6 protein-coding genes are annotated in these 8,743 nt (G+C 75.7%); 4 read left to right on the top strand and 2 right to left on the bottom strand.

Translation table 11 applies throughout. The features are described 5' to 3' along the window. The first annotated feature begins 72 nt into the window (after nt 1-72). Both TEK04_RS19780 and TEK04_RS19785 read left to right on the top strand, forming a co-directional pair. On the top strand, nt 73-2,886 hold the full coding sequence (locus TEK04_RS19780; RefSeq protein ID WP_336406084.1) for a diguanylate cyclase domain-containing protein: 2,814 nt from the start codon (nt 73-75) through the stop codon (nt 2,884-2,886). 191 nt (nt 2,887-3,077) lie between these two features. Next, the gene (locus TEK04_RS19785; RefSeq protein ID WP_336406085.1) at nt 3,078-3,671 is read left to right on the top strand and encodes a TMEM165/GDT1 family protein; all 594 of its coding nucleotides are present in this window, start codon (nt 3,078-3,080) and stop codon (nt 3,669-3,671) included. 4 nt (nt 3,672-3,675) lie between these two features. Here TEK04_RS19785 and TEK04_RS19790 read toward each other — a convergent pair whose 3' ends face one another. Both TEK04_RS19790 and TEK04_RS19795 read right to left on the bottom strand, forming a co-directional pair. Further along, nucleotides 3,676-4,119 (bottom strand): SRPBCC family protein, encoded by a 444-nt coding sequence (locus tag TEK04_RS19790; RefSeq protein ID WP_336406086.1) that lies wholly within the window; start codon nt 4,117-4,119, stop codon nt 3,676-3,678. Between the two features lie 48 nt (nt 4,120-4,167). Continuing rightward, nucleotides 4,168-6,195, bottom strand: a complete 2,028-nt coding sequence (locus TEK04_RS19795) for an NAD(+) synthase (protein WP_336406087.1) — start codon at nt 6,193-6,195, stop codon at nt 4,168-4,170. 292 nt (nt 6,196-6,487) lie between these two features. Between TEK04_RS19795 and TEK04_RS19800 the strand changes: the two genes are divergently transcribed. Then, complete coding sequence (locus tag TEK04_RS19800) at nt 6,488-6,646, top strand: hypothetical protein (RefSeq protein WP_336406088.1); 159 nt, start codon at nt 6,488-6,490, stop codon at nt 6,644-6,646. 241 nt (nt 6,647-6,887) lie between these two features. Beyond that, nucleotides 6,888-8,648, top strand: a complete 1,761-nt coding sequence (locus TEK04_RS19805) for an HNH endonuclease signature motif containing protein (RefSeq protein ID WP_336406089.1) — start codon at nt 6,888-6,890, stop codon at nt 8,646-8,648. Nucleotides 8,649-8,743 lie beyond the last annotated feature (95 nt).

The raw sequence follows: 8,743 nt of genomic DNA on the forward strand, positions 1-8,743 counted from the left end.
CCGGCCGCGCGGCCCCGGCGCGCCACCGACGGAACACGTGACAGAACGCGGTCCGACGGGCACAGTGCGCTCGTGCCACCAGGACTCCTGCACGAGCAGGTCAGCACCGCCCTGGCCAACTGGCACCTCGACACCGCCGAGTCCCTGCTGGCCGGCGTCGACGCCGACCCGGCCGCCGACCCGGCCCCCGCCGCGCCGACCGGCGCGCCGCTCACGTCGCTGAGCCGGGCCTGGGCCGACACGCTGCGCGCCGAGCTGCTGGTCCGCCGGCTGCGCCAGGCGGGCCTCACGCTGCTGGGCGACCCGCTCGACGAGCCGGGCGGCGGCGCCCGGCTCGAGCCCCTCGACGAGGCCGCCCGGGCGGAGTCGGCCGGCCACGCCTCCGCCGCGATCGCCCTGGTCCGCTCGGCGCGGGCGGCGTTCGACGCCACCGACGACGAGCTGCAGCGCGCGGCCGGCCTGGCCCGGCACGCCCGCATCGAGCTGCTCTCCCGCCGGGTCGACGCCGCCATGGACGAGGCCGTCGAGGCCGCCAGCCTGCTCGACCCCGCGCTCGCGCCCAGCCCCCTGCTGGTGCACACCCTCGGCGCCCTGTCCGGCGTGCTGGCCGACCTCGAGCTGATGCCGCTGGCGCTGGACTACCAGCGGCGCGCCCACCACACCGCCCTGCGGCTGGCCGAGGACGAGCCCGGCCGCGCGGCGACCGCGCTGGTCGGCGACAGCGCTGCCCGGTTGGCCGCCCTCTGCGCCGAGATCGGCGAGGTCCTGCTCGACGACGGCAGCGCCGAGGACGCCGACCCGCACTTCGCCCAGGCCCGCGACCTGGCCGAGGAGACCCTCGCCGGGATGCCCGCCGACGACCCCCACCGGCCCACCGCCGAGGTCGTGCTGGGCTCGGCCCTGGTCGGCCTGGGCGAGCACGCCGAGGCCGCCACGACCCTCCAGCGGGTGGTCGCCGCGGTGCCCGCCGACCAGGACCGCGCGTTGCTGGCCTCGGCCGAGCTGGCCCTGGGCCGCGCCCTGCGGCGGCAGGACGACGGCCCGGCAGCCGACGACCACCTCGCCCACGCGCTCTCCCTGGCCACCGAGCACGGCCTGCCGCGCCTGCGCCGGGCCGCGCTGCGCGAGCTGTGCACCCTGCACGCCGACCTGGACGACGCCGTCCGGGCGTTGCCCTACCTGCAGGCCTACCTGGCCGACGAGCTCGACCGGGTCGACGAGCGCCGCACCCGGTGGGTCGAGCTGTTCGGCCGGCGCAAGAGCCTGCTGGAGACCGAGCGGGCCGCCGGCCAGCTGCGCCGGCAGGCCTACGAGGACCCGCTCACCCACCTGCCCAACCGGCGCTACGCCGAGGGCCGGCTCGACGGGCTACTGGCCGCCGGCGCCGCCCCCGCGCTCGCCGTCGTCGACGTCGACCACTTCAAGTCCATCAACGACCAGGCCGGGCACCCCGGGGGCGACGCCGTGCTGCGCGCGGTCGCCCAGCTGCTGGTCGACGGCGTGCGCGACACCGACGAGGTGTGCCGCTGGGCCGGCGACGAGTTCGTCATCCTGCTGCCCGACACCACCGCCGAGCAGGGCGAGCGGGCGATGGAGCGGATCCGCGCCTCCATCGCCACCAACGACTGGTCGGCGCTGGGAGTCGACGTGCCGGTGACCATCAGCGTCGGGATCGCCTCGGCGGCGCGTGGTGACGACCGGCGCACCCTGTTCGCCGCCGCCGACGGCGTGCTCTACGACGCCAAGCGCAGCGGCCGCGACCGCGTCGTCCGGCTCTCCGGCGTCACCCAGACCCGCGCCGAGGAGGGCAGCGTCGACGCCGCCGTCCCCGCCGCCGCGCCCGTGCTGGAGGGCGAGCTGCTCGACCTCGACACGGCCTCCGACGGTGACGGCCGGTCACCGTCGAGTGCGGATACCGTCACCGACGTGCCCCCGCAGCGTTCCGCCGACCCCGGTCCGCGCCCCACCGACGTCCTGTTCGGCGGCCCGCGCACGGTGCCCACGCCCCGCCCAGAGGCCGCCGGTCCCGGCGCCGACGACGCCCCGGCCCCGGACCCGGACCCGGCCCAGGACGCCGACGGCAGCACCGAGCAGGCCGGCACCGACCCCGGGGGCTTCGGCCGGCTGCTGGTCGAGCCCGTGCCCGTGCCCGCGCCCGGGGGCCCGCGGCCGCCCCGCGCCGGCCGCGTGGTCGGCCCGGCCGACGCGCCCGACGTCCCCGTGACCGATGCCGAGGTGGCCCTCACCCCGGCCCCCCGGTCCCCGCTGACGGCACCGCGACCCGACGTCGTCCGGGGCGCCGGCCGCAGCACCGAGCAGGTGCTCGACCTGGTCCGCGAGGCCCGGCGCGAGCACCCCGAGCGGCCTGCCGTCGTCGTCGGGGCCGCGGCCGCGACCCTCGTCGCCCTGGCCGGCGAGCACGACGCCTACACGACGATGGACCACGCCGCGATGGCCGCCGCCGTCGGCCCGCTGCCCGAGCCCAGCGGCCGGGTGGCGGTGCTGACCGCAGGCGCCGCCGACGCCGCGGTGGCCGCCGAGGTCGCGTTCGTCGCACGGGTCAGCGGCGCGGGCACCGTGCGCGTCGACGACGTCACCGGCAGCCGGCTGCGCACCCTGCTGGCCGAGGGCTCGGTGCTGGCCGACGTCGACTGCGTGGTGGTCGTCGCGGGCCTCGACGCGGCCCTGGCCACCACGGTCGGGGAGGCCGTCGACGTCCCGGTGATCGCCGTCCCCACCTCGGCCGGGCAGCCCGGCGGCCTCAGCGGCATGGGCGCGCTGATGACCATGCTGAACTCCGCCACGGCCGGCGTCGTGGTCTCGGCCGTCGACAACGGGTACGCCGCCGGGGTCGTCGCCGCACGCATCGCCCGCCGCGTGGGCTAGGGTGTCGTCCGGAGAAGGGGAGTAGCCCCCCGTCCGCTGGTCGACATGCTGGTGCCCCGTGCACCCGGTCAGCGGGTCCGGCCCCGGCCGGGTGGGCGAGACCTTCGACCAGAGCAGCCCATCCGTGCGCTGCCGGTCGGAGGCTGCGCAGGCGCCCCCGTCGGGCGCGCCGAGCACAGAAGAGAGCCCCCGTGGTCCCGTCGGTCATCGCCGCCGCGTTCATCCTGATCCTCCCCGTCGAGCTGCCGGACAAGACCCTGTTCGCCACCCTCGTGCTGGCCACCCGGTTCGCGCCGCTGCCGGTGTTCGTCGGCGTCGGCACCGCGTTCGCCGTCCAGGTGGCCATCGCCGTCACCGCCGGCTCGCTGCTGTCCCTGCTTCCGGGGGCGCTGGTCAGCGCGGTGGTCGCGCTGCTGTTCCTGGTCGGCGCCGTGCTGCTGTGGCGCAGCGCGGGCGACGGGCCCGAGGACGGCGGCCAGGCCGCCGACCAGCGGGAGCAGGTCCCGTTCCTGAAGGCGGCCGCCATCTCCTTCGGCGTGCTGTTCGCCGCCGAGTGGGGCGACCTGTCCCAGTTGGCCACCGCCGGGCTCGCGGCCCGCTACGACGCCCCCGTCTCGGTGTTCGTCGGTGCCTGGGCGGCCCTGCTGGTGGTCTCGGGCCTGGCGGTGTTCCTGGGCCGCACGCTGGCCGACAAGCTGCCCATCCCCCTGATCCGGCGGGTGGCGGCCGGGTTGTTCCTGGCGTTCGCGGTCGTCGCGGTCGTGGAGACCGTGCGGGCGCTCTGACCGGTCACTGCGGGGTCGTGTGCCGTTCGACGAGGGCGGCCAGGCGGCGGAGCGCCTCGGTGTTGCGGTGCCGGAGCAGCGCCTCGGACGCCGGGTTGTGCACCCACTTCCCCGGGCCGCTGACCGGCCGCTCCGTCATGGTGACCCGGGTGCCGCCGTCCTCGCCGCTGAGGTCGAGCTCGACCCGGGCCGCCCCGAGGGGCCGGCCCTTCGCCAGCAGCACCAGCCGGCTGGCCGGCTTCGACACCTCGACGACGGCCTCGTCGTCGAGGGTGACCGGCCACGTGCCCTGGCTGTGGTGCAGCTTGGACCCCGCGGCCGGCCACGCGGACTCGACGGCGCGGACGGTGGCGGTGCTCACCACCCAGTGGCTGTAGGTGAAGCCGTCGGCGAGGACGTCCCAGACGGCGGTGGGGGCGGCAGCGAGGTGCCGGGAGACGGTGGCCATGCACCCATCGTCGACGCGGACGTGGGGGTTCCGCATCGGCAGCGGCACTTACGCAGGCGGGACGTTCGCCCGCAGCTCGGCCAACCACAGCGCGGCCGACCCGTCGGACGGCGCACGCCAGTCACCGCGCGGGGACAGCGACCCGCCGGCGCTCACCTTGGGGCCGTTGGGCAGGGCCGAGCGCTTGAACTGGCTGAAGCCGAAGAAGCGCTGGCAGAAGACCTCCAGCCAGCGCCGGACCTCAGCCAGGTCGTAGGCGACCTTCTTCGCCCCGGGGTACGCGTGCGGCCAGTCCCCGGCGTCGGCGTCCCGCCAGGCGTGCCAGGCCAGGAACGCGATCTTGCTCGGCCGGAAGCCGTAGCGGAGCACATGGAAGAGGGTGAAGTCCTGCAGCGCGTAGGGGCCGACGCTGGCCTCGGTCGACTGCGCGGTCTCCCCCGGCACCAGTTCGGGGCTGATCTCGGTGTCCACGATCGACTGCAGGGTGGCGCCGACCTCGGTGTCGAACTGCTCCGTGGCGATGACCCAGCGGATGAGGTGCTGGATGAAGGTCTTCGGGATGCCGCCGTTGACGTTGTAGTGGCTCATCTGGTCGCCGACCCCGTAGGTGGCCCAGCCCAGCGCGAGCTCGGACAGGTCGCCGGTGCCCAGCACGATGCCGCCGCGCTGGTTGGCGATCCGGAACAGGTAGTCGGTGCGCAGGCCGGCCTGCACGTTCTCGAAGGTGACGTCGTAGACCGTCTCGCCCGCGCCGGCGGGGTGGCCCATCTCGCGCAGCATCAGCCCCGCGGTGGGCTGGATGTCCAGCTCGGCGGCGGTGACGCCGAGGGCGCGCATGAGCGCCCAGGCGTTGCCCTTGGTGTGGTCGCTGGTGGCGAACCCCGGCATGGTGAACGCCAGGATGTCGCTGCGCGGCCGGCCCGCCTTGTCCATGACCTGGGCGGCGACGATCAGGGCGTGGGTGGAGTCCAGCCCGCCGCTGACCCCGATGACCACCTTCGGGTCGCCGATGGCGGCCAACCGCTGGGCCAGGCCGGCGACCTGGATGTTGTAGGCCTCGTAGCAGTCCTGCTCCAGGCGGGCGTCGTCGCTGGGCACGAACGGGAAGCGCTCGAGCTCGCGGCGCAGGCCGAGGTCGGCGTCCGGCGGGTCGAGGGTGAACTCGACGGTGCGGGCCTGCGGGTCGTGGTGGCGGCGGTTGTCGTCGAAGGTGCCCATCCGGGCGCGCTCCTGGCGGAGCAGGTCCAGGTCGACGTCGGCGACCGCCCGGCGGTCGCCGTCGGGGAAGCGGTCGGTCTCGGCGAGCAGCACACCGTTCTCGTAGACCAGCGTCTGGCCGTCCCACGAGAGGTCGGTGGTGGACTCGCCCTCGCCGGCCGCGGCGTAGACGTAGGCGGCCAGGCACCGGGACGACGCGCTGCACACCAGCAGCCGCCGGTCCTCGGCGCGGCCCACCGTGATCGGCGAGCCGGACAGGTTGACCAGCACCGTGGCGCCGGCCAGCGCGGCCTCGGCGGACGGCGGGATCGGCACCCACATGTCCTCGCAGACCTCGGCGTGCAGCACGAGGCCGGGGACGTCGGTGGCCGCGAAGAGCAGGTCGGGGCCGAACGGGACCTTCTCGCCGTTGATCGTGGTGTCGCCGCCGGCCTGGTCGTCACCGGGGGCGAGCTGGCGGCGCTCGTAGAACTCGCGGTAGGTCGGCAGGTACGACTTGGGGGCCACGCCCAGGATGCGGCCCCGGTGGACGACGACCGCGGCGTTGTAGATCCGGTTGCGGTGCCGCAGCGGGGCCCCCACGACCAGCACCGGCAGCAGGTCCCTCGAGCCGTCGACCACCTGGGCCAGCGCGGTCTCGACGGCGTCCAGCAGGGGGTCCTGCAACAGGAGGTCCTCGATCGAGTACCCCGACAGGGTCAGCTCGGGGAAGACGGCGACGGCGACGCCCTCGTCGTGGCAGGCCCGGGCCTGGCGCAGCACCGCCTCGGCGTTGGCCGGCGGGTCGGCCAGGGCGGTGCGCTGCGTGCAGGCCGCCACCCGCGCGAACCCGTGCGAGTAGACCGAGGTGAACCCCATGGTGATCAGTGTCCCGCGCCCGCGCCCCCGCCGTCCCGTGGCCCTCCCCCGGGCGGGTGGCCGCACCCCACCACCCAGCGTTGATCAGGGGGGTGCACGGACGTCCCGCCCCCGCCACGAGATCTGGTGGCGGAGGACGGAGTTGCGGGCCCCCCCTGATCCGGGCTGCTCAGCAGGGCGCGGTGGCCTCGGTGACCGTCCTCGGGCCGCTGTTCCCGTTCAGGTCGGTCGCCGTGCAACCGGGGGCGGCGTCGACCCGGATGCCGGGCGGACCGCGTGGCAGCGCAACCTCGTGAGGCAGGCGTTCGACGAGGACCTGCTCACCGGGGAGGGGATCGGCCGGGCCGTCTGCCCCGACGGCGGCGCGGGCTTCCGGGCGGCACCGGCGGGGCCGTCCTCGGCTGACCGGCGGGGCAGTCCTCGGCTGACCGGCGGGGCAGTCCTCGGCTGACCGGCGGGGCAGTCCTCGGCTGACCGGCGGCGAGGTCCGCACCGGCCGCCCCTGACCTCCGTCCCGGCTCGACGCCCGGCCCGCCGCCCCGCGGTCCGGACGGCGGTTGCGTCGATCATGCAGTTGCTCCCGTGCGCGTGGTGCGTCGTGGCGTTGCGTCACGGTTGCTCAGCCAAGAATCACCTGCTCAGGGCCCCGTTCTGCGCCCGTTTCTGTCAGACCCCTCTGGTCGAATAGGTCCATGACGACGACGGGCCGGCGGTTCTGGGTGGAGGTGTCCCCCCGCTTCGCCGCGCCCGTCGATCCGCCCGTGACCGAGGGCGACCTGCCCCGGTTGACCGCGCTGGCTGTGGCGGCCGGGTTGGACGGGGCGGAGCTGGATGCCGAGTTGGCGTCGGTGCACCGGCAACGCTCGTCGCTGGCGGCCTACGAGCTGGGGTTGATCGAGCGCAAGGCCACCCTGGGCGCCCGCCGGCCGCTGCCCTTCCTCCCCGCGGCACGTGCCGGCAGCGGTGGCGAGGTCCCCGACCTGCTCGACCAGGAGGCAGCGGAGGAGGCCGCAGCGCAGGCCGCCGATGACTTCTTGCCCGAGGAGGTGGCGGTGCTGCTGGGCGCCTCGGTGCCCGCCACCCGTCACCACGTCGACCACGCCCTGACGCTGGTGCGGCAGTTGCCCGGGGTGTGGCATGCGCTGGCCGATGGGCGCATCGATGAGTCGCGGGCGCGGGCGATCGTGCGGGCGCTCAAGCACCAGGCAGCATCGTGGGGTGGCCCGGTCGAGGACGCAGTCGTCGACGCGATCGCCGCCTGCGGGGTCGGGTGGGCTGAACGTGGCTGCGGCCCGTCGGCGCTGCACGACCGGCTGGTCGCCGCCCTGGTCGCGGCCGATCCGGCGGCGGCTGATCGGCGGCGGGAGATCAGCAAGCGGGGTGCGGATGCGGTGGTGGTGGGCACCGGGGACGGGTTGGGTGAGCTGCGGCTGCTGCACGTGGACATCGCCGACCTCGAGCTGGCCCGCGCACAGGTCAACGCCTACGCGCGGAAGATGAAGGCCGATGGCGACGAGCGACCCATCGGCCAGATCCGCATCGCGGTCGTGCTGGCGTTGATCATGCGCCCGTGGGAGGCGCGGGACCCGGCGGTGGCCCACGTGACGGTCAACGCCGACCTGGCCGACCTGCTGCTGCCCGACCTCGATGACCTGATCCCCACCGGCGGGTCAGCAGACCCCGACGACAGCGCCGTCCCGGAAGGGACCACGACGGGGGAAGCCCAGGCCGAGGCCGACACCGACGGACCGGCCACCGAGCACCTGGCCACCGAGCACCTGGCCACCGAGCACCTGGCCACCGAGCACCTGGCCGCCGCTTCGCCCAGACCGGGCCACCGGCTCCAGGGGACAGGTGTGCCCGCCGGCGGCTCCCAGGTCGCCGACGTCGACAGGATGCCCATCAGCCCCGCCGCGGTCCGAGAACTGCTGCGCCGCATCGACGCCCTCGGGCTCACCCACCCCGTCGGCGGGCACCTCGCGTTCACCGTCACCGCAGATCGAGGACGGCTGCTGGCCGTGGCCACCCCAGAGGAACTGGAAGCCGCAGCCCGGGCCGGCACCGGCCTGGGACCACCACCACCCACCGCTGCCTACCGACCCACCGCCGCCCAGTACCGGTACCTACGCGCCCGCGACCGGCACTGCCGCTTCCCCGGCTGCCGCCAGACGGCCCTGCACGCCGACGCCGACCACGTCGTCCCCTACGACCACCACAACCCCGCCCGCGGCGGGAAGACCTGCGTCCGCAACCTGGTCCTGCTCTGCCGACGCCACCACCTGCTCAAGACCCACGCCCCCGGCTGGGCCTTCCGCCTCGACCCCGACGGCACCCTGCACGTCACCACCCCCGGCGGCACCACCCGCACCACCCGGCCACCGGTCGCCGGCGAGGTCCTCGACCTCCTCGCACCCCCACCCCACGACCCAGCAGCAGACCCACCGCCCTTCTGACCGGGCGCCCGACGAGTGCCCCGCGGACCGCCCCCGAACCCGGGCGGGGCAGGGCGGGGCAGGGCAGGGCAGGGCGGGGCAGGGCAGGGCGGGGC

It is taken from the genome of Klenkia sesuvii (assembly GCF_037083825.1).
Taxonomy (GTDB): Bacteria; Actinomycetota; Actinomycetes; order Mycobacteriales; family Geodermatophilaceae; genus Klenkia; species Klenkia sesuvii.